The sequence below is a fragment of the Actinomycetota bacterium genome (assembly GCA_019347575.1).
Taxonomy (GTDB): domain Bacteria; phylum Actinomycetota; class Nitriliruptoria; order Nitriliruptorales; family Nitriliruptoraceae; genus JAHWKY01.
Genome location: JAHWKY010000002.1, coordinates 140,728 through 166,037, shown reverse-complemented (window position 1 = coordinate 166,037; position 25,310 = coordinate 140,728). Strand labels below are relative to the sequence as shown.

25 protein-coding genes are annotated in these 25,310 nt (G+C 70.3%); 13 read left to right on the top strand and 12 right to left on the bottom strand.

Annotated features, from left to right (window positions below):
- From KY469_02055 to KY469_02030, 6 genes are all read left to right on the top strand, one after another.
- Window positions 1-747 carry a recombination regulator RecX gene (locus tag KY469_02055; GenBank protein MBW3661855.1) on the top strand — a complete coding sequence of 249 codons (747 nt, stop codon included), beginning with the start codon at window positions 1-3 and terminating at the stop codon, window positions 745-747.
- Window positions 748-850: 103 nt separating this feature from the next.
- The gene (locus KY469_02050) at window positions 851-1,150 is read left to right on the top strand and encodes a hypothetical protein (GenBank protein ID MBW3661854.1); all 300 of its coding nucleotides are present in this window, start codon (window positions 851-853) and stop codon (window positions 1,148-1,150) included.
- Between the two features lie 66 nt (window positions 1,151-1,216).
- The gene (gene miaB, locus KY469_02045; GenBank protein MBW3661853.1) at window positions 1,217-2,695 is read left to right on the top strand and encodes a tRNA (N6-isopentenyl adenosine(37)-C2)-methylthiotransferase MiaB; all 1,479 of its coding nucleotides are present in this window, start codon (window positions 1,217-1,219) and stop codon (window positions 2,693-2,695) included.
- Between the two features lie 50 nt (window positions 2,696-2,745).
- Complete coding sequence (locus KY469_02040) at window positions 2,746-3,480, top strand: hypothetical protein (GenBank protein ID MBW3661852.1); 735 nt, start codon at window positions 2,746-2,748, stop codon at window positions 3,478-3,480.
- Entirely contained in the window at window positions 3,477-4,367 is an 891-nt protein-coding gene (miaA, locus tag KY469_02035; protein ID MBW3661851.1) for a tRNA (adenosine(37)-N6)-dimethylallyltransferase MiaA, read from the top strand. Before KY469_02040 ends, miaA begins: the two co-directional genes overlap by 4 nt.
- Before the next feature lie 141 nt (window positions 4,368-4,508).
- Window positions 4,509-5,102 carry a sortase gene (locus KY469_02030; GenBank protein MBW3661850.1) on the top strand — a complete coding sequence of 198 codons (594 nt, stop codon included), beginning with the start codon at window positions 4,509-4,511 and terminating at the stop codon, window positions 5,100-5,102.
- 20 nt (window positions 5,103-5,122) lie between these two features.
- On the opposite strand, the gene KY469_02025 is transcribed toward KY469_02030, so the two are convergent.
- Window positions 5,123-5,479: a hypothetical protein gene (locus KY469_02025; protein ID MBW3661849.1), complete on the bottom strand. Its 357-nt coding sequence runs from the start codon at window positions 5,477-5,479 to the stop codon at window positions 5,123-5,125.
- Between the two features lie 84 nt (window positions 5,480-5,563).
- Window positions 5,564-7,471, bottom strand: coding sequence for a DUF4012 domain-containing protein (locus KY469_02020; protein MBW3661848.1), 1,908 nt, complete (start codon window positions 7,469-7,471; stop codon window positions 5,564-5,566).
- Window positions 7,472-7,788: 317 nt separating this feature from the next.
- On the opposite strand from KY469_02020, the gene KY469_02015 reads away from it, so the two are divergent.
- The gene (locus KY469_02015) at window positions 7,789-8,451 is read left to right on the top strand and encodes a sugar transferase (GenBank protein ID MBW3661847.1); all 663 of its coding nucleotides are present in this window, start codon (window positions 7,789-7,791) and stop codon (window positions 8,449-8,451) included.
- Here the strand turns inward: KY469_02015 and KY469_02010 are convergent.
- From KY469_02010 to KY469_01980, 7 genes are read right to left on the bottom strand one after another with little or no spacing between them, the layout of a single operon-like run.
- Window positions 8,441-9,724, bottom strand: coding sequence for a Gfo/Idh/MocA family oxidoreductase (locus KY469_02010; protein MBW3661846.1), 1,284 nt, complete (start codon window positions 9,722-9,724; stop codon window positions 8,441-8,443). The genes KY469_02015 and KY469_02010 overlap by 11 nt on opposite strands.
- Complete coding sequence (locus KY469_02005) at window positions 9,721-10,287, bottom strand: dTDP-4-dehydrorhamnose 3,5-epimerase family protein (protein MBW3661845.1); 567 nt, start codon at window positions 10,285-10,287, stop codon at window positions 9,721-9,723. The genes KY469_02010 and KY469_02005 overlap by 4 nt, the downstream gene beginning before the upstream one ends.
- A 3-nt stretch (window positions 10,288-10,290) precedes the next feature.
- Window positions 10,291-11,304: a GHMP kinase gene (locus tag KY469_02000; protein MBW3661844.1), complete on the bottom strand. Its 1,014-nt coding sequence runs from the start codon at window positions 11,302-11,304 to the stop codon at window positions 10,291-10,293.
- The gene (locus tag KY469_01995) at window positions 11,297-11,758 is read right to left on the bottom strand and encodes a dTDP-4-dehydrorhamnose 3,5-epimerase family protein (GenBank protein ID MBW3661843.1); all 462 of its coding nucleotides are present in this window, start codon (window positions 11,756-11,758) and stop codon (window positions 11,297-11,299) included. Before KY469_01995 ends, KY469_02000 begins: the two co-directional genes overlap by 8 nt.
- The gene (locus KY469_01990; GenBank protein MBW3661842.1) at window positions 11,755-12,798 is read right to left on the bottom strand and encodes an SDR family oxidoreductase; all 1,044 of its coding nucleotides are present in this window, start codon (window positions 12,796-12,798) and stop codon (window positions 11,755-11,757) included. The genes KY469_01995 and KY469_01990 overlap by 4 nt, the downstream gene beginning before the upstream one ends.
- A 46-nt stretch (window positions 12,799-12,844) precedes the next feature.
- Window positions 12,845-14,080 carry an HAD-IIIA family hydrolase gene (locus tag KY469_01985; GenBank protein ID MBW3661841.1) on the bottom strand — a complete coding sequence of 412 codons (1,236 nt, stop codon included), beginning with the start codon at window positions 14,078-14,080 and terminating at the stop codon, window positions 12,845-12,847.
- Complete coding sequence (locus KY469_01980) at window positions 14,077-14,667, bottom strand: SIS domain-containing protein (protein ID MBW3661840.1); 591 nt, start codon at window positions 14,665-14,667, stop codon at window positions 14,077-14,079. Before KY469_01980 ends, KY469_01985 begins: the two co-directional genes overlap by 4 nt.
- A gap of 175 nt (window positions 14,668-14,842) precedes the next feature.
- Between KY469_01980 and KY469_01975 the strand changes: the two genes are divergently transcribed.
- The 3 genes from KY469_01975 to KY469_01965 all read left to right on the top strand — a co-directional run bounded on the left by KY469_01975 (window position 14,843) and on the right by KY469_01965 (window position 17,115).
- Window positions 14,843-15,472, top strand: a complete 630-nt coding sequence (locus tag KY469_01975; protein ID MBW3661839.1) for a hypothetical protein — start codon at window positions 14,843-14,845, stop codon at window positions 15,470-15,472.
- Window positions 15,473-15,597: 125 nt separating this feature from the next.
- Complete coding sequence (locus tag KY469_01970) at window positions 15,598-16,665, top strand: glycosyltransferase (GenBank protein MBW3661838.1); 1,068 nt, start codon at window positions 15,598-15,600, stop codon at window positions 16,663-16,665.
- A 99-nt stretch (window positions 16,666-16,764) separates the two neighbouring features.
- Window positions 16,765-17,115 (top strand): serine acetyltransferase, encoded by a 351-nt coding sequence (locus KY469_01965; protein MBW3661837.1) that lies wholly within the window; start codon window positions 16,765-16,767, stop codon window positions 17,113-17,115.
- A gap of 17 nt (window positions 17,116-17,132) precedes the next feature.
- Here the strand turns inward: KY469_01965 and KY469_01960 are convergent, their stop codons facing one another.
- Window positions 17,133-18,698 carry a lipopolysaccharide biosynthesis protein gene (locus tag KY469_01960; protein MBW3661836.1) on the bottom strand — a complete coding sequence of 522 codons (1,566 nt, stop codon included), beginning with the start codon at window positions 18,696-18,698 and terminating at the stop codon, window positions 17,133-17,135.
- A gap of 42 nt (window positions 18,699-18,740) precedes the next feature.
- Complete coding sequence (locus KY469_01955; protein MBW3661835.1) at window positions 18,741-19,763, bottom strand: sulfotransferase; 1,023 nt, start codon at window positions 19,761-19,763, stop codon at window positions 18,741-18,743.
- Window positions 19,764-19,859: 96 nt separating this feature from the next.
- On the opposite strand from KY469_01955, the gene KY469_01950 reads away from it, so the two are divergent.
- Genes KY469_01950 through KY469_01940 form a run of 3 tightly spaced genes read left to right on the top strand, consistent with a single transcriptional unit; the run spans window position 19,860 to window position 24,356 of the window.
- Window positions 19,860-22,301 carry a cell wall-binding repeat-containing protein gene (locus tag KY469_01950; protein MBW3661834.1) on the top strand — a complete coding sequence of 814 codons (2,442 nt, stop codon included), beginning with the start codon at window positions 19,860-19,862 and terminating at the stop codon, window positions 22,299-22,301.
- Window positions 22,302-22,314: 13 nt separating this feature from the next.
- Window positions 22,315-23,445 carry a glycosyltransferase gene (locus tag KY469_01945; GenBank protein MBW3661833.1) on the top strand — a complete coding sequence of 377 codons (1,131 nt, stop codon included), beginning with the start codon at window positions 22,315-22,317 and terminating at the stop codon, window positions 23,443-23,445.
- Window positions 23,442-24,356, top strand: coding sequence for a sulfotransferase (locus tag KY469_01940; GenBank protein MBW3661832.1), 915 nt, complete (start codon window positions 23,442-23,444; stop codon window positions 24,354-24,356). The genes KY469_01945 and KY469_01940 overlap by 4 nt, the downstream gene beginning before the upstream one ends.
- A 9-nt stretch (window positions 24,357-24,365) precedes the next feature.
- On the opposite strand, the gene KY469_01935 is transcribed toward KY469_01940, so the two are convergent.
- The gene (locus KY469_01935) at window positions 24,366-25,286 is read right to left on the bottom strand and encodes a glycosyltransferase (GenBank protein MBW3661831.1); all 921 of its coding nucleotides are present in this window, start codon (window positions 25,284-25,286) and stop codon (window positions 24,366-24,368) included.
- Window positions 25,287-25,310: the final 24 nt, after the last annotated feature.

Here is a 25,310-nt window from a genome sequence, read left to right as displayed (position 1 = left end):
ATGCCGGGCGACGCCGAGACCCCGTTCCGTGACGCGGAGGCGTGGCTGGCGGCTCGCGGGATCGAACGCGAGCCGATCCACGTCGCCCCGCCGCCCCGCCCCAGCGACGAGGAGGCGGGTGACGGACGTGCCCCGGTCAGCGCGACAGAAGCCGTGCGCCTCGCCACCGAGGCCCCCCCACCCGCCGACGGCATCACCGAGACACCGCTGGATGCCGCGCCCGAAGGCCCCGTCGAAGACGTCGTGCGGCGACAACTCAGCGACGAGGTGGCCGAGGCGGTGGCCTACGCCCGCCGCGCCACCGCGAACACGCCCCGCTCCGAGGCTCGCCTACGCGAGGGGATGGAGCGCAAGGGCTTCACCGGCGTGGTCGCCGACCTCGCGATGGAGCGCGCCGTCAAGGAACGCCTCGTCGACGACGCCGCCTTCGCTGTCGCGCTGGTCAGCGAGGGGCGACGCAAGGGCCACGGCCCGTCGCGGCTGCGGCAGACGCTCGCCAAGCGCGGCCTGCCCGACGCCGTGATCGACGCGGCCGTGGCCGAGGCGGAGGACGAGGACCAGGAGGCCGCGGCGTTCGCGGTCGCCAGGCAGCGCGCGGAGCGGCTCCGCAACGTCGACCCCGAGGCGGCCTACCGCCGCCTCGTCGGGTTCGTCTCCCGCCGCGGGTACCCCGAGGCCCTGGCGCGCAAGGTCGCTCGCGACGCCCTCTGGACCGATCGCGAGGGCCAGCGCAGCGCCGAGCGCTAGCGCAGCGATGCTGTGGTTGACACGGGATACCGCGTCAACCAGACATCGATCGAGCGGACGCGGCTCAGCTAGCCTCCGCGGGACCCGGACGGTGAGGACCCGCGTGGACGTGCTGCAGGCCTGGCTCGTGGTCGGCATCCCCGGGCTCGTCGTCGTCGGCTCGCTGTTCGCCGGGCGTTCACCGACCCGCACCGCCATCGGCTACTTCGTGCTCGCGGCGCTGCTCGTGTTCTTCCTCCTCGTCCCCGGCGACACCATCTCCGCGGTGATCGTGGGGACCGCGGGGGTGCTGCTCCTCGCGGTCGGGCGGGGTGGTCCGGTCGAGTCCGAACCCGACCACCACCAACGCCGTCGCGACCTCCAGCACGCCCACACCGAGGACGTCCCCCGCGGCCGACCCTGAGCGGGAGCGGAAGCCCGCGCCTGGCGCAGAGAACTGCTCCCACTCGGGTTGTAGCCTGTCCGCCTCATGTCACGCTCCTACTTCATCCGCACCTACGGGTGCCAGATGAACGTCCACGACTCCGAGCGCGCCGCCGGCCTGCTCGAGACGCTGGGCTACCGGCCGGCTCGGGACGAGCACGCGGCCGACCTCGTGCTGCTCAACACCTGCGCCGTCCGCGAGAACGCCGACAACAAGCTCTACGGGGCGCTGGGGTGGCTGAAGAAGGCCAAGGAGGACCGCCACCGAGAGGGCCGTGACCTCACCATCGCGGTCGGCGGGTGCCTGGCACAGAAGGACGGCGGGGCGATCGCCGAGCGCGCTCCGTGGGTCGACGTCGTCTACGGGACCCACAACCTGGCGGAGCTGCCGACCCTGCTGGCGCAGGCCGACAGCCAGGCCGTTCCGGTCGTCGAGCTGGTCGAGGCCATCGAGGTGTTCCCCTCGGCGCTGCCCGCCAAGCGCGAGGTGCGCCACCACGCCTGGGTGTCGATCAGCGTGGGCTGCAACAACGCCTGCACGTTCTGCATCGTGCCCTCGCTGCGCGGCCCCGAGCAGTCCCGCCGCGTCGGCGACATCGTCACCGAGGTGCGCGCCCTGGTCGCCGACACCGTGCTCGAGGTCACGCTGCTGGGCCAGAACGTCAACAGCTACGGCCGCGACCTCGACGGGCGCTCGCACTTCGCCGAGCTGCTCCGTGAGCTCGGCACGGTCGACGGACTCGAGCGGGTGCGCTTCACCAGCCCCCACCCGCGCGACTTCACCGAGGACGTGCTCCACGCCATGGCCGAGACGCCCAACGTGTGCGAGCACCTGCACCTGCCGCTGCAGTCGGGATCGGACCGGGTCCTGCGGGCCATGCGGCGCAGCTACCGCCAGCGCCGCTACCTCGACCTGATCGAGCGCACCCGCGACCTGCTCCCCGGCGCGGCTCTCACGACCGACATCATCGTTGGCTTCCCGGGCGAGACCGACGCCGACTTCGAGCAGACCCTCGCGGTCGTCGAGCAGGTCGGCTTCGACCAGGCCTACACCTTCCAGTACTCGCCCCGCCCCGGCACACCGGCGGCCGAGCTCACCGACGAGTTCGTTCCCGACGAGGTCGTGCGCGAGCGCTACCTCCTGCTCGAGGAGGTGGTCCGCCGCCACTCCACCGATGCGCACGAGCGCTTGGTCGGCGCCACGCCCGAGCTCCTCGTCGAGTGCCCATCGAAGACCGACCCCACGATGCTGTCGGCGCGCACCCGCGGCAACCACCTCGTGCACCTTCCCGTTGGCAAGGGCTACGCCCCGGGCGATCTCGTGGACGCGACGATCACCGAGGCGCACACGAACTACGCCATCGCCGCCGTCCCGACCTCGATCCGGCGCACCCCCGCCGGCATGGCGACCGAGGAGGCCTGGCGCGCGACGGGGGAGTGGCGGCTGACCGAGCACGCCCCGACCCCCGGCGACCCCAACGCGGTCGCGGCAGGGTCGGGGCGCTCACTGCCGCTCGTCGTCTAGGAGGGTCGTGCGTAACGTGGTGCACCACAGCTGCGCGCGGACCTCCTAACGTGCCGCGCGCCGTCGCAACGGTGTCGGCGTCGCCGCTGCTGCTGCCGGCCCTGACGCCCAACCTCCCCCACGACATCGCCGCGGACATCGCGCGCCTGCGGGCCGCGGCGGCCGACGCGTTGCGCGTCCTCGGTAGCGGCCCGGTGATCGTCCTCGCGCCTGGCGAGCCCGGGATCGCCGACGCGCCCCGCACGGCCTTAGGCGGGTTCGGGCTCGCCGGACTCGACGTCGAGCTGCCCGGCGCGCCTGACCTCGCCTCGACGCTGCGGGGCGCAACAACACCGGACGCGAACCACACCTCGACGCAGCTCGCCACGCTCGACGTGGATGCCAGCGTCCTGGTCCACGCGCTCGCCTCCAGCGACGCCACCGTGCCGACCGTCGTGCGGCAGGTCGGGCCCGGTGACGATGCCGAGGCGCTGCTCGAGCGCCTCGCCGAGGCCGACGCGGCCGTCCTCCTGGCTGGTGACCTCTCCGCCTGCCTGCACGCGGCCAGCCCGGGGTACGTGGTCCACGGGGCGAGCGAGTGGGAGGCCGAGGTGGTGACCGCCCTGAGCCGAGGCGACCTCGATGCCCTGCGACGTGCGGACGCCGATGCGGGCCGTGTCGGCGCCCGCTCGTGGCCGCTGCCCCGCCTCGCCGCCGCACTCGCCTGCGAGCGTGATCTGCAACTGCAGGGGTGCGTCCACATCGATGCCCGCGGGTTGGGGCGCGTGGTGGCGTGGTGGACGTGACCGACCGTGTGCTCGCCCTGGTGGGGCCGACCGCGACCGGCAAGAGCGGCCTGGCGGTCGCGCTGGCGCGCAGCGCCCCGACCCCGATCGAGGTCGTGGCGGCCGACGCGTTCACGGTGTACCGGGGGATGGACGTCGGCACGGCCAAGCCCAGCGCGGACGTGCGCGCCGAGGTGGCGCACCACCTCATCGACGTGCTCGAACCCGAGGACGACGCGTCGGTCAAGTGGTTCCAGACCGAGGCGCGGCGTGCGATCCGATCCATCCACGACCGTGGTCACCTGCCGCTCCTGGTCGGTGGCTCCGGGCTGTACTTCCGCGCCGTGGTGGACGACCTCCGTTTCCCTCCCACCGACCCCGACGTCCGCGCGCACATCCACGAGCGCTTCGTGGACGACCCTCGCGGCGCACACGCGGAGCTGGTCGCGGAGGATCCCGACGCGGCTGCGAAGATCGATCCGATGAACCTCCGGCGCAGCGTGCGCGCGCTCGAGGTCATCGAGCTGACCGGCGAGCCGTTCTCGTCGTTCGCGGACGGCTGGGACGAGCACCGCAGCGTCTACGCGGGCCTCGAGGTGCGTGGGGTCGACCTCGACAGCGTCACGCTCAAGCAGCGCATCCGACACCGTGCGCAGGACATGGTCGCGGCCGGTCTGCTCGAGGAGGCCGCGGAGCTCGGGGGGCGCGAGCTGTCACGGACGGCACGACAGGCGATCGGCTACGCCGAGGCGTTCGCGGTGCTGGCCGGCGAGCTCGCGCAGGACGAGCTCGTCGCGGCCATCGCCGCCCGGACGTGGCGCTACGCACGCCGTCAGCGGTCGTGGTTCCGCAGGGATCCCCGCGTGGCCTGGGCGGACCCCGACACCGTGCTCGACAGGTGGTTCTGACGCGCGCGCCGATCCGAACCTCGGAACGCGGAACGCGGTCGGCTCGTTACCCTTCGGGCAACCCGATCGGAGCTCCCCATCACCGTCGCCAGAGGCCTCCGCGTCGCCGCGTGGACCGCGGCGGGCGTCGCCGTCCTCACGTTGCTCTACATCGTCTACCTGCTCGTGTTCACCAACTACCGCGCCGAGCAGGCGCAGGACGAGCTGCTCGAGGACTTCGAGCTGCGCTACGGCGACATCGGCGCTGCTTTGCCGGGCGAGGAGGTCGAGGTTGCGGCCGAGGATGCCGTCATCGAGCCGGTCTCGGCGGGGGAGGCCTTCGCTGCCCTGTGGTTCGAGCGCGACGGTGAGCGCGTCCTGCACGACGACACGCTGCTCGTCGTCGAGGGCATCAGCGTCCCTGACCTGCGCCGGGGTCCGGGTCACTACCCGGGCACGGCGGAGCCGGGACAGCCGGGCAACGTGGGGATCAGTGGGCACCGCACGACCTACGGCGCGCCGTTCTACGACCTCGACCAGCTCCAGCCGGGCGACGAGGTGCACCTCGTCGATCGAGCGGGGCGCGAGTGGGTCTACGACGTGCTCGAGCAGCGCGTGATCGCCCCGACGGAGTTGTGGGTGGTGGGAGACGATCCGCTCGAGACGGGTGCCCCGATGCTCACTTTGACGACGTGCAACCCGCGGTTCAGTTCCAGCGAGCGGCTCGTGGTGTTCGCCGAGCTACGCGCGGCCTGAGACCCGCGGCCCGCCGGCGCTCAGCTGTCGGTCGACCGCTGACGCGCCTCGACGCGGCGCGATGCCGTGAGCAGCCCGCCAGCAGCGAGCGCGGCTGCGATCGCCACGAGGATGGCGGTGTCGAGGTCGAAGCCGGTCACCGGGTGGGTGCGCTCGACGTCGAGCGGGGCGATCGCGGGTTCTGCGGCGGGCACCGGCGCGGGGTTGCGGTTGAACTGCTCGCCCTGGACCTCAACGCACTCCTCGGGGGGTAGCGGGTAGCACTCGTCGAGTTCCTGAGCGGTCGCGACGCCACTCCCGAGCGCCAGTAGCAGCGCCAGCAGGGCAGCGGCCAGCGCGGCGCGGGTGGCGCGAACGGCGCTCGAGTGCGATCCCACGGTTCGTACCTCCGGAACGTGATGACCCGGCCACGACGGCCACATCGACGACACGGTACCGCTTGCGGGCCCCGGTGACCACTCTCACGAACCGTCCGGCCGCAGAGCGACCTCGAGGACCGCATCGCCACGTTGGAAGCCCTGCCACGTCAGCACCCCGTCAGCGACCGTTGCGTTGCGTGGCAGTTCGACTACGGAGGATGACTCAGGGAGCGCTAGACGCACAGTAACGTTCGTTCCCCGGACCATCGGCTGGTGCTGGTACGTCAGCCGGTAACGGATCAGGCCCTCCTCCACCCTCCACGCCTCGTCCGTCCGCCAGCGGTAGGAGACGGTCGTCTCGTCGCGTGAGGGGATGAGGTGCCACGAGCCCCACACCGGGTGGCCGAGCTCGGCACTGAGACGCGAGTCGCGACCGCTGACCGACGCTGGGCCCCCCTCGATGCTGCACGAGGTGGCGCAGTAGGTGCTGACGAACAGCAGGTTGTCGCCCGCCTCGAGGCCGGGCGCGTTGGGGCCGACGACGCGAGGGACACCGTGGGGAGGCGCGTCGTTGGTGATGGTCACCTCGAGGTGTCCCTCCGCGCCGCCATCCTCGAGGAGACGGACGTCGTAGGTCAGGTTGCGGCGCGCCCAGAAGTCGACCTTGCTCCCGGTCGCGCTGTTCAGGATGACCGCGATGAAGTCGCCGACCGGATCGAGGAGGCGGCCGGCGATGCCCACGTCCTCGAACACAGCCTGGATGTCGGGGTCGGCTGCGTGCACGATGAGGTGACGGTCGGCGAGGAGCTGCCCGAGATCGCGCGCCAGGACCAGCGCGTCCTCGGGCGGGTCGGACAGCAGGGAGCGGAGCGCGACAGCGGCCGCGGACCCCAGCACCTGCTGTCGTACATCCTGCTCGTCGAAGCGCGCGTAGGCCTCGTTGCTCACGAACGAGACGACGTTCTGGGCGTCGAGCGTCTCGTCGATCCCGGGCACCGTCACCGGACCCGTGAGGTCCAACAGCGTCTCGAGCGCGAAGGGATCGACGATGATGGTCCCGTCGACCGGTTCGTCGTGGGTCGCCGCCCACAGGCGCTCGAAGCCCTCGGCGGCGGTCGGGGCGTCGGGTGTGAGGTTGAGGTTCTGCCAGAACGCCGTCCCTCCGAAGGGCGTGTAGCGCTCCTGGTCCGGCGTCGGCGGAGGCAGCTCGTCCGGGTCCACGGGTGGGAGGTCGTAGGTGGGCGTGAAGTCCCCCGGCTCGAACTCGCCGTCGGTGAAGGTCACGACGGCGACGGCGCCGATGTAGCCGCCGGTTCCACGTTGCTCCGCGGGGTTGGCCGCCGCCAACAGGTACCGGCGCGATCCACCCGCACCGAGGAAGATCGGGAGGTGCTCGGCGATCCGCGCGGCGTTGCGTGCCTGCACAGCGGCGTCCGGCAGCACACGCAGGAGGCGGTCGCGTGCATCCGCCACGGGGCGCGCCAGTCCCCCCGTCGGGGCCTCCCTGGCCACGGTGACGGCATGCGCCAACGCGTCGGCGGCACGGTCGAGTGGGGGCTCGAGCTCGGCGATCGCTGCGACGGGTATGCGGCCGTCGCGGGGACGCAGCGACGAGGCCCCGTCGTCGTCACCGAGCAGCGCGTCGAGGGCTCCTGCCGCGGTCGTGGTCACGTCCCGGACGGCCGTGGCGAGATCGCGCGACACCCCGATGCTGGTGCCAATGCCCGGCACGGCGACGGCGAGACGGGTGGTCGGCAGACCCAACCAGCGCGATGCGCCGGCCAGGGCGGCGTCGGCGCTGCCGATCGCGTCCCGGGCGGCGCGCAGGTCCGCGCTGGCCAGGTGCGCTCTGGCCTCGGCGAGCTCGCGCTCGGCGACATCGATCCGCCCCCACGCGAGCGCCACGACGACGGCGGTCGCCACGACCCAAACCCCGACCAGCAAGCCAGCCCCGAGCGCGGCGCGTCGGGCCAGCGTGCGGCGGCTCTCCGCCCCCTCAGTGCTGGTCACTTCAAGTGTTCACTTGCTCACGGTGCGCGAATGTGACATCATGCCTTAGCCATGGCCGCCCGGATGGCCTAGCCGCAGGTGGCTACGACCTGACCGTCCGATCGGCCGACCGAACGGCCTAGGGAGGGCGGGGGTCCACGCGCGTTAGTCTACGCGCCGTTCGGCCCGAGCTGGTAACGGAGCGTAAGAGAGTGACCACAGCACCGACGACCGAGCTGGCGGGGCGTGACCTGACGCACCTCCGGCACGACGGGCGTCCGCTCGCCGCGGACGCAGCGTCGGACCGACACGGGCAGCGCGGACGCTACGAGCGCTGGGTGAAGCCGGTCCTCGATCGCGTGGGCGCGGCGTTGCTGCTGCTCCTGGCTCTGCCGGTGATCGCGACCGTCGCCCTGCTCGTCTTGGTCCGACTCGGGCGACCGATCCTGTTCCGTCAGTCGCGCATCGGCCACCTCGGCGAGCCCATCGAGATGCTGAAGTTCCGCACGATGCACAACAGCCGCCGTCAGCGTCAGCGGCCCTTCGCGGGTCCCGACCGTCGGCAGCGGCACAAGGCGGACGACGATCCGCGCCACACCCCCCTCGGTCGGTTCCTCCGCCGCTTCAGCCTCGACGAGCTCCCGCAGCTGTGGAACGTCGTCCGGGGCGACCTCAGCCTGGTGGGTCCACGCCCCGAGCTCGCCAGCGTCGTCGCGCGCTACGACGACTGGCAGCACCGCCGCCACGCCGTCAAGCCGGGCATCACGGGCCTGTGGCAGGTCACCGAGCGCGACGAGCGGGGCGAGATGCACCTGCACGTCGAGACCGACCTGCGCTACATCCGCTCGCTGTCGTGGCGTGCCGACCTGGCGATCCTGCTGCTGACGATCCCGGCCGTGCTCGGCCGGCGCCCCGAGCGTACGTTCGGCCTGCACGCGCTCGCACGTGAGGGGGACGAGGCGCTCCCGGTGGACGTGGTCCCCGAGCAGCTCAGCGCCTAGGTACCGGCGCGAGCTCGGCCCTCAGCTCGTCCACGAGCCGACCCTCGGGCAGCTCGACGTCCTCGTAGGTCAGGATCGCATCCTGGGCCACCGCCCGGGCCATCCGGCAGCCCTCGGCCACCCCCATCGGCAACAGTCGCTCGTCGGCGACACGGTCGGCGTTCTCGCACTGACCGTAGGTGTCGTACCAGCCGATCCCGTCGAGCACGTCGCCGGGAGACAGGTCGCGTTTCGCGGTCGCCACGACGTCGACGACGTGCCCGACGTGGGGCGTGACCGCGGCGTCACCGAACAGCACGGCACGCGCCACGGTCGTGGGCGCCTCGAGGTGGCAGAGGTGGTAGGGGGCGTAGAACGTGTAGAGCGGCCCGTCGCCCAACTTGTACAGCTCGAGCCACCTCGCCTGGAACTCGGCCTCCACCGTACCCAGGCAGAACACGCCCGGCGCGGGCTCGGCGCCCACGAGGTAGTCGACGAGTCCGACGTCGAGCAGCTGCTCCAACGGGTAGAGCTGCGCCGCGTTGTGCACGTGCGCCGCGTCGAAGCCGTACAGGCCCGTCACACCGGCACGCAGCCCCGTGGCGTTCGCGACGAGCGCCATCTCGAAGCTCATCTTGGTGCCGTCGGCGAAGCTGGCCGCCATGTGGGGGGTCAGCCCCTTGCGGCGGGCGAAGTCCTCCTGGGTCGTGGGGTTGCGGTAGGGGTCGTGGAGGCCCTTGAGGTTGCCCAGCAGCACCGGGCGGACCCCGAGCCCCTGGACGAAGCGGTACAGGTTCATCATCACGCCCGGCTGGTCGCCGTCGGAGTCCGTGACGACCACCCCGGCCTCGTCGCCGCGGCGTTTCAGCGCGGGACCCACGGTGCCCTGCATCTCGGCGTTCATCGTCACCAGGTGCTTGCCGTGCGCGATGGCGTCGAGCGCGACGTGGCACCCGAACTCGACCGCACCGGTCACCTCCCAGATGGCGTCGACGTCGGGCGCCGCGCACAGCAGCGTCGCGTCGTCGGTGACCGCGGGGATGCCGGCGTCGATCGCCCTGGCGAGCGCATCGGCATCGCTGACCTCCTCGATCCGGTCGTGACCGGCGTGCCGGTACGCGTCCATGGCGCGGTCGACGCGTCGGTTGGCGATCGCCACGACCTCCATCCCCGGGACGTGGTGCTTCACCTGGTAGGCGATCGCGCGTCCCATCGCCCCGGCGCCAACCATGGCCACCCTGATGGGCTCGCCCGCGGCCTGTCGTCGGCGGAGGGCGTCATCGACCAGGATCACGTGCTGCTCCTCGCGAAGTCGTGGCGGTGCTCGTCGGGGTGGAAGTCGGGCCACGACGCGTCCCGCTCCGAGATCGTCGTCACCGCAAGCGGCCAGTCGATGGTGAAGAAGGGGTCGTCGTGGCGGAAGCCCGCACCGGCATCGGGGCGGTAGGGGGCCGTGACCTGGTAGGTCAGCTCGGTGTCGTCCACGAGCGTCTGGAAGCCCTGACCGAACCCCTCCGGCACGTACAGCATCCGGTGATCGTCGGCGCGGAGCTCGACCGTCCGCGACTGCAGGTACGTCGGCGAGTCGGTGCGGAGGTCGACGATGGCGTCGTGGATGCCACCACGCGTGACCCGGAAGAGCTTGGCCTCGGTGTGGGGCGGCACCTGGTAGTGCATCCCGCGCACCGTCCCCGCACGGTGGTTGTGGATGACGTTCACCTGCGCGACGGTCGTCGCCAGCCCGGCGGCGGCGAACTCGTCAGCGCACCAGGCCCGGGCGTTGAAGCCGCGCTCGTCCCGCACCGGCTCGAGATCGATGAGGTAGGCGCCGGGCAGATCGAGCTCGTGGAACCGCATCGGTCAGCCGTGGAACGGCACGACGACCTCGGAGCCGTGCGACTCGGGCCGGAACGCGAGCTGGAGCAGATCGTCGAGCGCTTCCCGGACGGCCTGGCGGCGCTCGACCGGCACCACGAACAGCAGGAACCCGCCGCCGCCCGCACCGCAGAGCTTGCCGCCGTACGCCCCGGCGTCGAGCGCGCGTTCGTACCAGGTGTCGATCGGGCCGGTCGAGATGCCCGAGGCGAGCGTGCGCTTGCGGACCCAGCCCTCGTGCAGGACACGGCCGAAGGCCTTGAGGTCGACCTCGGGCTGGCGCACGATCTCGAACAGCTCGTCCGCCTGGTCGCGCATCTCCCGCAGCCGCTCGAGCTTGGACCCGGTGTCCTCCTGCTGCTCGGTGAGCACGGTGCTCGCCGACCGCTGGTGGCCGGTCCAGAACATCAGCAGGTTGTCGAACAGGTGCCACTTCTCGCTTACCCGTGCGTGCTCGGTGGTGACGCGGCCGTCGGGGAGGAACCGGAACAGGTTCATGCCACCGTACGCCGCGGCGTACTGATCCTGCTTGCCGATGGGCTCGCCGAGGATGTCGATCTCGACCTGGCAGGCCTCCTCGGCGAGCTGACCTGGCGAGACACGCTCTCCCACGTACGCGTGGAGGGCGTTCAGCAATCCCACCGTGAACGAGCTCGACCCGCCCAGTCCGGTCGAAGCGGGGACGTCGCCGACGGTGGAGATGTAGATCGGTGGGTGGATGTCGAGCAGCTTGAGGCACTCGCGCGCGATGTTGTTCTCGATCTCGTCGATCCGCTCGACCTCCTCGCTGCGCGAGTAGTTGAGTCGGATGGGCTCGAAGAACAGCTCGCTGTGCCGCTTGACGGTGACGTAGACGTAGCGGTTGATCGCCGTCGACAGGACCGCCCCGCCCTCCAGTTCGTAGTACACCGCGAGGTCGGTCCCGCCACCCGCGAAGCTCACCCGGAGCGGGGTGCGGGTGACGATGAGGGTCGCATCGGTCCGGAGGACCTCACCCATGCTTCAGCGCCCAGTCGTAGGGGATGTCGGGGGAGTCGTAGGGGATGCGCCGCATCTCGTCCGGGCGGTGCGGCTCGGTGGCCGCGTTGGCCATGATGACCAGCTTGTCCCCGTACGCCTTGTAGCCGTTGGCGATCCCGGGGGGGATCTGCACGAGGACGTAGTTGTCCTCGCCGAAGAACACCTCCTGGAGCGTGCCGTGGGTCGGCGAGTCCTCGCGCAGGTCGTACATCACGAGCTTGGCGTGCCCCGACAGCACCGCGTTGTTCACCGTCATCGTCGTGTGCACGTGCCATGCCTTGATCGTGCCCGGCCACGCGCACGAGAAGTAGATCTCGCCGAACGCTATGAAGTGCTCGTCGGTCGCCTTGAGCATGTGCATGATCTTGCCGCGTTCGTCCACGATCTGGCGCAGCGGGACGACCTTCACCCCATCGATGCCTGCCTCCTTCACGCGGCCTCCTCGGTCCAGCGCAGGTCGTCGTCGAGTTTTCGCTCGTCCATCAGGCGGCGGAGCCACCGCAGACGGATGTAGCGGTCCCCGGTGTAGTCCTCGGCACGCACCCCCGCGGCCTCGAGCTCACGCGCGAGCTGCGCGGCCCCGTCCGCTGCGGGCTGCCACGTGAAGTCGGGGAACGTCTCGGCGAACCGCGCGAAGCTCGCGCGGTAGGTGCGACGGTCGGCGCTCGCGCGGTCGAGCACGGCGACCTCCGCGCCGGGGACCGCCGCGGCAGCGAACTCGGCGAGCTCGCGCACCTGGTGGTTGAGGTGGTCGGCGCCGTTGTTGAAGGCGCGGTCGTGGACGACCTCCCGGGGCGCCTCGAGGTAGGCCTGGAACGACCGTGCCACATCGCCGACGTGGATGACGGGGCGCCACGGGGCGCCATCGCCGTGGATCTCGATCCGCCCCGTCGTCAGGGCCTGGGCGACCAGGTCGTTGAGGACGGTGTCGAACCGCATCCGGGGCGAGATGCCGTAGACGGTCCCGTTGCGGACGTAGGTCGGCGAGAACTCGTCGGTCGCGAACTCGCGCAGGGCCTCCTCCGATCGGACCTTCGAGCGGGCGTAGGTCGTCTGCGGGTCGAGCGGCGAGGTCTCGTCGACCACGCCGGCCTCGTTCATGCCGTACATGATGCAGCTCGAGCTGAACAGGAACCGGCGGACTCCGGCCGCGCATGCCAGCTCGGCGAGGCGCACGGTCGCGTCGTGGTTGATCGCCTCGGTCCAGCCCACGTCGAGGTTGCCGATCGGATCGTTGCTCAGGGCTGCGAGGTGGATGACCGCGTACAGGTCCCGGAGGTCGGTCGGAGCCAGATCGCGGATGTCCTTGTCGATAGCGGGGATCCGCACCGGGTCCGGCACCAGCGTGCAGTCGTCGAAGTACCCCGTGTCCAGGCCGATCACGTCGTAGCCGTGGTCGAACAGGTAGGGAGCCATGACGCTACCGAGGTAGCCGCGGTGGCCGGTCACGAGGATCGGTCGGCGCTCGTTCATCATGTCCTCAAGTAGCCGAAGGCGGTAGGACGATCATGTCGTGTCCTCAAGTAGCCGCAGGCGGTAGGACGGTCATGAAGTTCCTCTCGAGCTCGCCAACGAGCAGCCGGCTGGTGATGTCCAGCAGGGAACCGTCCGGGCCTACGAGCGCCCAGTTCGCTCCAGCGGCGAGGGCCGCCTCGGCGTCACGCTCGTCGTCGCCGATGAAGAACGTGCGCGTCAGGTCGAGGTGGTGATCGCGCTGTGCCTGCTCGAGCATGCCCGGCGCGGGCTTGCGGCAGTGGCAGCCCTCGTCCCAGTCGTGGGGGCAGTGGTAGAACGCCTCGATGCGCGCGCCCACCTCCTCGGCCTCAGCGAGCATCTTCGCGGTGACGGCATCGAGGTCGGACTCGGTCATCGCGCCCCGCCCGATCCCCGCCTGGTTCGACACCACGATGATGCGGTAGCCCGCCGACGTCAGCGCCTCGAGCGCTTCGAGCGCACCGGGCAGCCAGCGGAACTCCTCGGGTGCGGTGACGTACTGCGCCCGGGGCGGCCGCTCGTTCAGCGTCCCGTCACGGTCGAGGATGATCGCCGGCTCGCGCCGGAGGAACGCCTCGGTCAGGGGCAGGCGTTCATGGCCGCCGACGCTGTAGTAGCGGTGGCCGGTCCAGAACGCGGCGAGCTCGCCCCGTTCGGCCAGCGTCGGGTAGACCGCCTGCTCGAACAGCTCCTGATGGTCCCTCGGGAGCAGGGGCAGCACGTCGGTCTTCGTCAGGATCGCGTAGCTGATCTCGACCCCGTGCAGTCCCGGGGTCGTGCGCGTGCGGTCGAACACCTCGCACATGCCCTCGCGCACGATCACCGAGTGCCGTGTGTAGCCGTCGTCGTTGGCGTAGACCGTGACCTGGTTGCGCACGCCCTGGCGCTGGAGGTGGTCCCACATCGCGTCCCAGCGCATCGGCCAGTAGTTGTCGCAGTAGAGGAGCAGGAAGGTCTCGTCGATGAGCTCCGCCGCGTCCAACACCCGGTGGGCCGTCAGGTCGTCTGGCTCGGTGGAGCGGTAGGAGATCTGCACGCCGTAGGCGCTGCCGTCGCCGAAGTGCTCCGTGAACGCCTCCGGCAGGTACCCCAGGAGCAGCAGCACACGGTCGAAGCCGTTCTCGGCCAGCATGCGCACGATGTGGCCGAGGAACGGCTCTCCCTCGAACTCCACCATCGCCTTCGGGGTGTGGTCGGTGATCGGGGCGAGGCGCGTCCCGCGTCCGCCAGCGAGCACCACGGCCTGCGTGGGTCGTTTCATGCGGTGGCGGTGTCGCGGATCAGGCAGGTCGTGACGATGTCGGCGAGCACGGCGTGCGCGCTCTCGACGGGACCGTACGCGCCGACCTCGCTCTTCACCCACATCGCGACGTCGACGAGCTCGAGCAGCTGGCCGCCGTCGAAGCCCACGAGCCCGACCGTGACCATGCTGCTGACCTGTGCCAGCTCCACCGCGCGGATGAGGTTGGTCGAGTTACCGCTCGCCGAGATGACGATGAGGACGTCGTCCGGCTGAGCGAAGTTCTCGAGCTGACCCGCGAACACCCGCTCGTAGCCCTCGTCGTTGGCGAGCGCGCTGAACCAGGGGATGTTGTCCGACAGGCACTGGACCCGGATAGGACGCTGACCCGACTGGCGCGTCGCCTTCCCGAGATCGTTGGCGAGGTGGGAGGCGGTCGCGGCGCTCCCACCGTTGCCGGCGATGAAGACGGTGCCTCCATCGTCGCGCACCCGACGAAGCGCGTCGACCGCAGCCTCGATCGCGGTGATGTCCAGCGCATCGAGCAGCGACCGGAACTCGCGCAGGTACTCCGTCGCCACGGCGCGGAAGTCGCCAGCGGTAGTCATCGGTACTCCCTGGACGCCGTGCGAGGCTGGTCCTGCTCCGCCCTACGCCCGCTCGGTGGTGTTAGCCTCGCGCAGCGTCACCGTCGCGGTGCGTGTCGTGAGGGTACCGCCCGACACCGTGCGCCACGGGACGCACCGCCCGCACACGCGGCCCGCACGAACCGCCGGAGGAGCCGTGCGACGTCATCTGCGAGTGGCCCTGGGTGCTTGTGGGGTAGCGGCCGTTGTCTACCTCGTGCCGGTCCTCGCGGCGTACGGCTTCGCCGACGTGCCTGCCCGGCTCCTGGTCGGTGATCCCAGCGAGGTCGCCGGGCTCCCCTACTACATCGGCGTGATCAGCAACGTCGGTGCCCTCGCGTGGGGGATGGGGGCAGCGGTCGCGTTGTTCGCCGGTTGGATAGCTGTGCGAACGCACGAGCGCGCCACAGGACGTTTCCTCATCGCCACGGGTGCGGTCACCCTCCTGCTGGTGCTCGACGATCTCCTGCAGCTGCACGACGGGTTGTTCGACACCGAGCTGGGTGTTCCCGAGGAGGTTGCGTACGCCGCGCTCGGAGCGCTCTTCGTGGCGTACGCGTGGCGCTTCCGCGACCACCTCTGGGACCCCACGAACCGTGGCTGGGTCCTCGTCGCCGTCGGCCTGTTCGCGGTGTCCCTGGTCATCGATCTCGCGGAGCCGAAGATCCGTGGCGCGCTCGTCGTCGAGGAGTTGGCGAAGTTCCTCGGTATCGCTGCGTGGACCGCCGGCATGGTCACCGTCAGCCGTGACGCGTTGATCGGCGAGTGGAACGGCGCGTCGAGATGAGGACATCGGCCATCGTGCGATCGACTCGACGCGCCGCCAGCAAGCTGCGGTGGGTGCTGCGCTCGTACCGCGTGCCGACGGTCCGCCCCTCGGGCCCGAGCGTCGGACGTGCCCTGCTGTCGTATATGAGCGGCGCGCTGCTGGTCGCCCGTCGGGATGGCGCCATGCCCACGGGTCACACCCACTTCTGGGAGACCTGGGCCATGGCGCAGACCCTGCGCGACCTCGGGTTCGTGGTCGACGTCGTGCACTTCCACAACCGCCTGTTCCGTCCCCGCGGCCGCTACGACCTCGTCATCGACGTCCGCTGGAACCTCGAGCGGTGGGCTCCCGAGCTCGACGAGCACTGTGTCAAGGTCATGCACATCGACACCGCGCACACGTTGTTCCAGAACGCTGCTGAGATGCGCCGACTCCTCGAGCTGCAGCAGAGACGGGGGGTGACGTTGCAGCCTCGACACAACGAGCCCCTGAACCATGCCATCGAGCACGCCGATGCGGCCACGATCCTGGGCAACGACTTCACCGAGTCGACGTTCGCGTTCGCTGGCAAGCCGCTGCACCGGGTCCCCGTCGCGACGGCGCGGACCTACGACTGGCCGCAGGAGCGTGATGTCGAGGTGGCGAGGAAGCGGTTCCTCTGGCTGGGTAGCCGCGGGCTGGTCCACAAGGGTCTCGATCTCGTTCTCGAAGTGTTCGCTCGCAACCCCGATCTGCACTTGACCGTCTGCGGCCCGATCGAGGGGGAGCCGGACTTCGTCGCGGCGTACGGACGCGAGCTGTACGAGACATCCAACATCGAGACCCGCGGCTGGATCGACGTGACCGGCCCGGAGTTCGAAGCTCTCGCGACGCGGACGATCGCGCTGGTGTACCCATCGTGTTCCGAGGGACAGGCAGGCTCGGTCGCCACGTGCATGCAGGCCGGCCTGGTACCGGTGTGCAGCTACGAGACCGGGATAGACCTCGGGCCGGACTTCGGTGTGATTCTGGCCGACTCGTCGATCGCAGCCGTCGAGGCGGCGGTCCGGGATCTGAGCCAGAGGGGGCTGGGCGAGCTCGAGAGCATGGCGCGCGGGGCCTGGGAGCAGGCGCGATCGCATCACACGCGTGAGGCGTTCGTGAGCCGTTACCGTGACGCGATGCGCACCATCCTCGCCGACCACGGCGTTCCCACGGACGAGCGGGGCTGATCGATGGCTCCTCGCGCGACGTTCCCGGCAAGCACGAGCCAGGCGGGGCGTCTGCTGCTCTGGCTGGTGCGGCGGAACGTGCCCATCCTCGCCAAGGCCATGCGCGTGGCGCTCGGGTCCGACATCTACTGCCGGCTGCCCAACGAGATCCACCTGCCCCACCCGTATGGGATCGTGATCCACCACGACGTCGTCCTGGGCGAGGGTGTCATCGTCATGCAACAGGTGACGATCGGTCAGCGCCTACCGACGGAGCCACAGGTGCCCGTGATCGAAGACGGTGTCTACATCGGGGCGGGAGCGAAGGTGTTCGGCGACATCCGGATCGGCCACGACGCCGTCATCGGCGCCAACGCGGTCGTCACGATCGATGTCCCGCCGGGGGCGAGGGTCGTTGGGTTCAACCGGCTCCTCCCGCCCCCAGGTGGCGACCCATCTCGAGCCCGGTGACAATCGTTCCTGCGGACTCATCGGGTGGGTCGCGGGCCCAGCATCACCACGACCACGGAGCGGACGACCCCGTGTTGAGCCACCCGCGCCTGGTCGAGCCGGTCGAGCAGTTCGCGACGGACGGATCGCAGAGGCGGGAGTCGCATCGCCGCGGCGAGGGCGATCGCACCAGCGAGCGCCTCGCTGGAGAACCGAACGAGCAGGGGTAGACCCCCGTTCTCCACGAGGACGCGGACGCCGAACACGGCGGGCGCGACCACCGCGACCGTGACGATCGCGGGCACGTACACCGCGGCAAGACCTCGCCGCCCCAGTTCCAGGCTCCGGCGGACGTGGCCGACGATGAGCAAGTGTCGGACGAGCTCCGCCACGATGACGGCCGCTGCGTAGGCCATCAGGCCCCGACTCGAGGCGCCGATCAGCAACGCCACGAAGGCGACGAGGTAGACCGCCTGCCGGGTCAGCAAGGCGTTGAGTTCACCGCGCGCCTCGGCCACCGTGCTGGCGATCTGGGTCAGCAACTTGACGCCGGCGGCGACGACGAACAGTGGCACCAGGGACGCCGCCTCCTCCCAACCCGGACCCAGCAACACGCGCACGATGTCGTCAGCTGCGACCCCGATGCCCGCGAGCAGAGGCAGCACGATCGCGGCGGCGATGGATGAGACCGTCAGGTACGTACGGCCCAGCCGGTCGGCATCACCTTGGATCGCACTGAAGCTGGGGAACAGCACCTGCGAGGCGCTGAGCAACAAGTACTGCATCGGCAGGTTGGCGAGGTAGAAGGCGCGGTTGTACTGACCCAGCAGATCGGCGACCTCGAACCTGCCGACCGCAGCCGTGTCCGCGTTGTTACCGGCGTACTGCGTGAGGCTCAACAGCGAGATCCGGCTCCCGAAGCTGTACAGCGGGCGGTACGCATCGAGCCTGACGGTCGGCCTGATCGAGTGGCGCACGAGGGCGTAGTTCATGACCGTCGAGAGCGCTGTTGCGGACAGGACCGCCCCTACGAGGCTGTAGACGCCCGCCCCGGCCGCGGCCATCGGGATCCCGACACCGAGGTAGCCCACGCCGAACGAGATGATCCCCGCGATGGTCCGCACGCGGAACCGCAGGTAGCGGCGCAGCAGGCTGTCAGCTGTGGCTCCCAGACCGAGTAGGACGAACATCGGAGACAAGGCCCGCAGCACGCCGACGGCGTCGGGTTCGGTGAACAGATCCGCGAAGACCGGGGCCAGGCCCCAGATCACGCCAGCCGCGATCAGGCCCAGACCAACGCTCGAACCGAACGCGGCCCGCACCTCGTCGTCGTGCAGTTCCGGCTTCTGGATCACCGCACGGCCGAGACCGAGCTGGGCGAAGTAGCCGGTCAAGTTGACGACCACGAGCCCGATCGCCATCAACCCGAAGGCCCTGGGCTCGAGTAGGCGCGACATCACCATCGTGTAGACGGTCTGGATGACCGCAGATGCCAGACCTGACAGCGCGGACCACTGCAAACCACTGACGGTGCGGCGAGTGAGATCGTGATCGCGAGCCGCCTCGGCGGAGATCGGACGCGCTACGTCGTCGGGCAACGTCACGCGTGCGTCACGTCCTTCTGGGGCGGTTCGTCCGTCGCGAGGCTAGCCCAGCGGTTCCATCGCACCGCCGTCCCCGGCGGGGGGCGCTGCGGATCCGCGTTCGTGCGCAACGCCGCGTCCCGTCGCGAGGGATCGCACCGTGGAGCGCCATCGCTCACGCCAGCCTGCCCAGGTATCGGGGACCAGCCTCCACGGATCGACGGGAAGCTGATCCACTTGCGCCCGCAGCTCGGCGGCGTCGTAGCCCATGACCGCGAGGCGGTCGTCACCGATCCAGTCCAGGTACGTCCGGGCCCACCGCCGTCTGATGGGTCCGCCCATCGCATCCGCTAGGTCCTGCGACCGCGGGGCTTGCAGTACCCCGTACCGGTTCTGGGTCGGGTCGCCCGCGTACCCCTCGATGCGCAACTCACCGAGCTGGTCGAAGACGGTGTGGTCGAGGTCGAACCCCAGGTGTGCCGTCAGCGACCTCCACACGTCGCGGTCACGCACGAGGTCCTCGTAGCGCACCGCCACCGCTCGCTCGCCGAGCCGTCGCCGTCCGGCGACCAGTGCGGCGAGGCCGTCGTAGAGGTCCAAGGCGTGCCGGTTCGGGTAGAAACGACCGTCGTACCAGGTGCGGATCATCGAGCCCACGATGGCTACGGGGCTGCGCCACACGAAGACGAACCGCGCCTCAGGCAGAAGCTCGATGAGGTCATCGAGGATCAGATGGTAGCGGGGGGTCTTGTCGACGAACCATCGATCGTCAGGACCGGAGAGGGACTCGTAGAGGCGCAGCGCCGTGCCGACCAGCTCCAGCTGGAGCTGCCGCTCGCCCCCCGGTAGCTGGTGCGCGAGATCATCCAGCGTACGCACCAGCGTGCCGTGGTCGTACTCCGCAGCCACGCCACGGTGACGGCGTGTGTAGAGCAGAGGCAGGAGGACCCATGGCTCCGGGGCCGTGGCCACGCCAGGGTGGGCTGCCAGCACGCGCTGGACCAGCGTCGAACCGCTCCGCGGGAGGCTCAGGACGAACACCGGTCGCAGAGCTCGGCGAGGCTCGCCCCGCGTATCTCCCATCATCGCGCGCCTGCTCACGAGTTCGACGACGAGACGGTAGCGTCCCGCCCCGACCCCCCACTGGAGACCTCACCCCTGCACATCTCGGTCGTGCCGCGTGTGCTCCCACGTCCGTTCGCCCTGCTCGCCGCCCTCGCGGTGCTGCTCACGATGGTCTCGGTACCGGTGGCACCTGCCGCCGCCGCCTCGACGACCCGTGTCGCCGGTGCCGACCGGGTCGCGACCTCGGTGGCTGTGGCGACGTTCGGGTGGGACTCCGCCGATGCGGTCGTGGTCGCGCGGGCTGACGATCCCGCCGATGCCCTCTCGGGCTCCGCGCTCGCGGGTGCGTTGGGCGCGCCGATGCTGATCACCCCGACCGCCCAGCTCGACCCTGCTGTGGCCGAGGAGGTGCGACGGCTCGGGGCGCGCCGAGCCTTCGTCCTTGGCGGCACCTCAGCGCTCTCCGACCGGGTGGTGTCCGGGCTCCGCGCGGCCGGTGTCGACACGGTCACGAGGATCGCAGGAAGGGACCGGTTCGACACGGCGGGACGCATCGCCGCACAACTCGACACACCCAGCGGCGGGACGGCGCTGCTCGTCGGCGGCTGGGCTGACGCCCTCGGTGTCTCGGGCTTCGCTGCACAACGGGCTGCGGCAGGCTCCCCCTGGCCGGTGCTCGTCACCGGCGATCACGTGCCCGCCGCCACCCTCGAGGCGCTTCGTGACCTCGACATCCGGCGCGTCGTGATCGTCGGCGGACCGGCAGCGGTGACCCCCGAGGTCGAGATGGCGCTGGCGCACAGCGGCTTCGGTGTCGACCGCGTCGGCGGGCCCACGCGTTACGCGACGTCCCGGGCCGTCGCCGAGCTGGCGGGGACGGGCGGGGCGCTCGTGACCGCGACCGGGGGCGACTTCCCCGACGGCCTCGCCGCAGGACCCCTCGCGGCCAGACTCGGCGGAACCCTCCTGCTGGTGCCGTCGGCACCGACACCGGAGAGCGTGAACGCCTGGTTCGACCTGGCGCGACGGCACGACGAGCCAGTGGTCATCGGTGGTCACGCCGCGGTACCCGCTGACACGGCTGACCGGCTCAGCGCCATCGTGCGGGGCGAGGAGCGACGCCACGTCGTTCGCGTCGAGCCCAGCGACGACCTCGCTGAGGTCGTGGCCGACAACCCACCCGCGACCGTCTACCGCCTGGCCGCGGGCGTCCACCGTGGTGCCAGCGTTCGGCCGGAGGATGGCGATTCCTTCGTGGGCGAGCCCGGCGCGATCCTGTCCGGCGCGGTCGATCTCTCGGTCGGCGCGGTGGACTGGCATCGGTCAGGTGATGCCTGGTACGTCAGCGGCCAGAAGCAGGGCCGTGCCGGTACCGGGGAGATCGCGACCGGTGGGAACCATCGCCACCGACGTCCCGAGGAGCTGTTCGTCGGTGACGTCCGCTACGAGCACGTCGGTTCCCGAGACCGGCTGGGACCAGGTCGGTGGTTCTTCGACTACCCGGCTGACCGCATCTGGATCAGTGAGGACCCGAGAGGCCTGGGCCGCATCGAGGCGAGTGTCACCGAGCAGGCGTTCAGTGGCGAAGAGGTACGTGACGTCGTACTCGACAACGTGATCGTCGAGAAGTACGCCAACCGTACGGGGCGCGGCGCCATCAACGGCCACCGCACGACCAACTGGGTGGTACGCAACTGCACCGCCAGGTGGAACCACGGGCCCGGGGTGAGCATCGGCCCGGGGATGCAGCTGAGCGGCTGCGACATCCACGGGAACGGCCAGATCGGCCTCACCGGCAGCTGCACCTACCGCAGCGGGCCGCGCGAGGGTGCGGCCATCCCCACGGTCATCACCGGCAACCGCATCCACCACAACGCGGTGCTCGACTTCGCCTGGACGTGGGAGGCCGGGGCGCTGAAGATCGCGCGCTGTAGCAACGGTGTCCGCTTCGAGAACAACTGGGTCCACGACAACGACGGCCCCGGACCGTGGTTCGATGGTTCCAACCGGCATGCCGTCGTGCGCTCCAACCTCGTCGAACGCAACGCCCAACGCGGGATCTTCTACGAGATCAGTTCGCAGGGTCGTGTCTTCTGGAACACGGTGCGGGACAACGCGGTCGGGGTGGAACCCGCGGTCGAGGCTCCCGGGATCTTCATCAGCAACAGCGATCACACCTCGGTGTTCCAGAACCTGGTCTCCGGGAGTCCGTCCGGGATCGTCGCTCGGTCGGCTGCTGATCGAGAACCCCGCGTCACGCATCTACGCGTGTACGACAACGACGTGGCGTACACCGGTGGCAGGACCGGGTTGAACGTCGATCGTGGCGAGCCTTTCGATGCCTACACCTCGTGGGGGAACAGCTTCCACGACAACACCTACCGCCTGCCCGATCTGGAGGGCCGGTGGTTCCTCTGGGGCGACGATCTCGCCAAGACCCCCGATCAGTGGCGACGACTGGGTCAGGACCGCGACGGCACGTTCCTCACCGCCACCGAGGCAGGCTCCCTTCCCTCGCACGCGGTGGCTTTCGAGGCTGGGACGTACGGTGCCCGCTAAGGGTTCGCGACCGTTGCGGGTGCTGCTCGTCTACCGCGCGCTGTTCCGAGATCGCGACGAGGCCCTCGAGGTCCGCGAGCTGATCGCCGGCGTCGCCGAGAGCATCCCCAGCAACGCCGTGGTCGAGGTCACCAACGGTCGGGAGCGGTTCGTCCCGAGGGGTCGGGATCTGGAGCCGCTGGGACCTCTGCGTCTGCGCGAAGCACGCTACGACGTCGCGCACGTGCACCTGGCACTGCCCGTCGCACACCTCCTCCTCGCGCTGGCCCTGCGTCTGCGAGGCGCGCGGATCGTGCTGACGCCGATGGCGATGCTGGGGGACGACTTCGCCAGTGGGTCGTGGTTCCGTCCGGTGTCGCCGGTCCGCCGAGCCTTGAAGCCGATGGCCGTGCGTCTGCAGCGGATGCTGTGGTGCTGGATCGCCCGGTCGTTCGTGTGCGCGTCGCGCGAGGAGATCGTGCAGGCGCACCTACCGGCCGAGCGCTGCCTCCTCGTACCGCTGGCGGTGCCCGACTCCCCTCTCGCGGCCGCCGCCGCGAGGGCCGCCCTGCCTGGGGAGCGCGCTCCCGACGGCCCGGTCGCGTTCACGACCCGCTTCGATGTCCATCGCAAGGGCATCGATCGGCTGTGTCGCTGGCTGGACAAGCGTCGGGACGTGCTGCCTCGCCCCGCGGTGCTGTTGCTGGCGCCGTCCGATGATCCCGTCCCGCCGAACCTGGGACAGCTGATCGCTGACGGCGTGCTCGAGTGGGACTCAAGCACGCGCGGTGCGGACCTGCTCCCTCGTCTGGCTGGCTGTCGTGGCCAGATGTTGCTCAGCCGCTACGACGGTCAGCCCCGGGTGCTGAGAGAGGCTGCGGTGCTCGGCCTGCCGACGCTGTCGACCCGCGCCAGCCACTTCGCGGAGGCCGTGGCGGCGCTCGGAACCGGTGCGATCGTCGACGGTGACGACCTCGACGACATCACCGCGGCGTACTCCTCGCTCCCTGGACAGCCACGGAACGCCGAAGCGGCGCGCCGTTTGTTCTCGAGGGGCCGTATCGGCGCGTACCTGTGGAACGCCTACGGTGGGATCGCGCTCGCGGAAAGCAGCGCGCCAAGGAGCTACTACGACGAGGTCGCCGAGGGAGGGGAAGGGTCTTGAGCGGCCTGCCGAACCTCGTCAACGCGGGGGTCACCAAGGCGGGAACGACCTCGCTGTTCGGCTACCTCGCCCAGCATCCCGACGTCTGCGCGGCCGACGAGAAGGACATCAACTACTTCTCGCCCCTCCGGTTCGGTGATGCTCCCGAGGCCACCCTCGACGAGTACGCGGCCCACTTCTCCCACTGCACCGGGCAGCGCTACCGGCTCGATGCCTCCCCCGATTACTTCACCGGGGGCGCAGCGTTGGTGGAGGCACTCGATCGCGCTTTGCCGGATCCACGGGTGATCATCGTGCTGCGGGACCCCGTCGCGCGGCTGTGGTCGAGCTACACGTTCAAGCGGGCACGAGGGGTGCTGCCCGACGGGAGCACCTTCCGCAGCGTCTTCGAAGCCGACCTCGAGGCCCGGCGCACGGGAGCCGACCGGACGCGGGCCGGTGAGCACCACCGCACCCTGTCGACCGGCTTCTACCTCGAGAACCTCCGACCGTGGATGGAGCTGCTCGGGAACCGGCTCTCCATCGTGTTCCTCGAACAGCTCGCGGCCGATCCGGTGGGTCGGATGCGGCAGGTCTTCGGTTGGCTCGGGATCGACACCAGCGTGGCGGACCGCCTGGAGTACAGCGTTCGCAACCCCACCGTCCACGCACGCAGCCAGGGCCTGCGGCGCGTCGCTGAGACCATCAACCGTCGGCTCGATCCGTTCTTCCGCCGCTTCCCGCGGGTCGAGCAGGGCCTGCGATCGCTGTACACCCGCGTGAACGCGGGCGACCTCGGCGAACGGTTCACCGAGGAGGATCGGGAGATGGTGGCCCACCTCTACGGTGCGGCGACCGCGGAACTCGCCGACTACCTGCGCGATCACGGCTACGACGACCTGCCGCACTGGCTCGGACCAGCCGGGAGTTGATCCGAGATGTCATCGACGACGCAGCATCCGTCCGATGAGCGTGGCGATACCGACGACCCCGATCCCCCCGACTGCCAGGATCCCTACCGCCGTTCGCGGCTCGGAACCGGGCGAGACCTGACCGCCGCGGGCGACCCGGAGGGCGTGCTGAAGGGCACGAGCGGGGCCGTCCACCTGGATCCGGCGAGCCAGGCGCGAGCCGCGCACGGCGAGCATCCGCGCGACGCGTTCGCCCGGCCCGTAGACACGGAAGGCGTGAGCGTGCCGCGACTTGACCTGCTCCTCCTCGGCCACGTACGCGCCGATGTCCGCTGACTTCTGCCCCTCGACCACCCGGAACTTGCCGACCCAGGCGGTTAGGTGACGAGGTGGGGCAAGTGCGGCCAGTCGCAGCCAGAGGTCGTAGTCCATCGCGTAGCGCAGTGCCGGATCCACCTCGCCTGCCTGCCGGTACAGGTCAGCCCGGAAGTAGGTGCATTCCTGTGGGAGGTAGAGGTGCAGGTTGTACAGATCATCGGGATCGATCTGGACGTTGGGCCGGTGGATGAGTTCGCGTGAGTCCTCGTCGATCGTGATGCCGTCCCCGTAGAGCCAGCGGATCGAGGGGTCCCGGTGGAAGGCCTCGGCGACGGCCCGCAGGGCACCGCGGCAGAGGACGTCGTCGCTGTTCAGCCACCCCAGCACCTCACCCGTCGCCCGGCGGAACCCCTCGCGGATCGCCATCGTCTGGCCTGCGTCCGGCTGCGAATGCCAGTACGCGATACGGTCTTCGTAACGGCGGATGATGTCCACCGACCCGTCCGTGGAACCACCGTCCATGACGATCAGCTCGACATCGACGTCCTGTTCCAGGATGGAGCGCAGGGCCTCGTCGAGCCACCGGGCCTGGTTGTACGAGGGGACGACGACGCTGATCGTCGGCAGCGCCAAGCTGTCGCCTCCTCGGTCCTCGGG

Bases quoted from the DNA above. Each gene is read 5' to 3' on its own strand.
- KY469_02055 (MBW3661855.1), top strand. From the start codon at position 1: ATGCCGGGCGACGCCGAGACCCCGTTCCGTGACGCGGAGGCGTGGCTG.
- miaB (MBW3661853.1), top strand. From the start codon at position 1,217: ATGTCACGCTCCTACTTCATCCGCACCTACGGGTGCCAGATGAACGTC.
- KY469_02005 (MBW3661845.1), bottom strand. From the start codon at position 10,287: ATGCGGTTCCACGAGCTCGATCTGCCCGGCGCCTACCTCATCGATCTC.
- KY469_02000 (MBW3661844.1), bottom strand. From the start codon at position 11,304: ATGGGTGAGGTCCTCCGGACCGATGCGACCCTCATCGTCACCCGCACC.
- KY469_01990 (MBW3661842.1), bottom strand. From the start codon at position 12,798: ATGAACGAGCGCCGACCGATCCTCGTGACCGGCCACCGCGGCTACCTC.
- KY469_01985 (MBW3661841.1), bottom strand. From the start codon at position 14,080: ATGAAACGACCCACGCAGGCCGTGGTGCTCGCTGGCGGACGCGGGACG.
- KY469_01980 (MBW3661840.1), bottom strand. From the start codon at position 14,667: ATGACTACCGCTGGCGACTTCCGCGCCGTGGCGACGGAGTACCTGCGC.
- KY469_01970 (MBW3661838.1), top strand. From the start codon at position 15,598: ATGAGCGGCGCGCTGCTGGTCGCCCGTCGGGATGGCGCCATGCCCACG.
- KY469_01965 (MBW3661837.1), top strand. From the start codon at position 16,765: ATGCGCGTGGCGCTCGGGTCCGACATCTACTGCCGGCTGCCCAACGAG.
- KY469_01955 (MBW3661835.1), bottom strand. From the start codon at position 19,763: ATGATGGGAGATACGCGGGGCGAGCCTCGCCGAGCTCTGCGACCGGTG.